The organism is Pseudomonas sp. P7759, assembly GCF_013386445.1.
In the GTDB taxonomy this organism is placed as follows: domain Bacteria; phylum Pseudomonadota; class Gammaproteobacteria; order Pseudomonadales; family Pseudomonadaceae; genus Aquipseudomonas; species Aquipseudomonas azotoformans_A.
In genome coordinates this window covers 1-308 of sequence record NZ_JACART010000128.1, presented here as the reverse complement: position 1 = coordinate 308, position 308 = coordinate 1, and the positions used below count along the sequence as shown (strand labels likewise).

Here is a 308-nt window from a genome sequence, read left to right as displayed (position 1 = left end):
GGCGCTCCGCCGGCAACAGCGCGCCGGCCATGTCCAGGGCCGATACCGCGGGCATCCCGCCCATCAGCAGCATGCCGGCGGTGCGGTAGAAACGCGCGAGGATAAACAGGGTGCGCTGGGCTCCGAGGCTGGGGATTTTCCACAACAGGGCGGCCAGATGGCGCTTGACCGCCGCGGTTCGCGCCAGCAGCACCAGGGCGGCGATCAGCAGCGCCAGGCCGCCCATCAGCAGGCCACCTTGCTGCTCCACCAACTCGCCCCACCAGACCATGAACCGCGCGGTCGCCGGCAGGTCGCTCATGGCATCG

General features: G+C 70.5%; 1 pseudogene. It reads right to left on the bottom strand.

Annotated features, from left to right (window positions below):
- A pseudogene (locus HX823_RS31585) lies at window positions 1-308 on the bottom strand (type II secretion system F family protein); the annotation flags it as partial.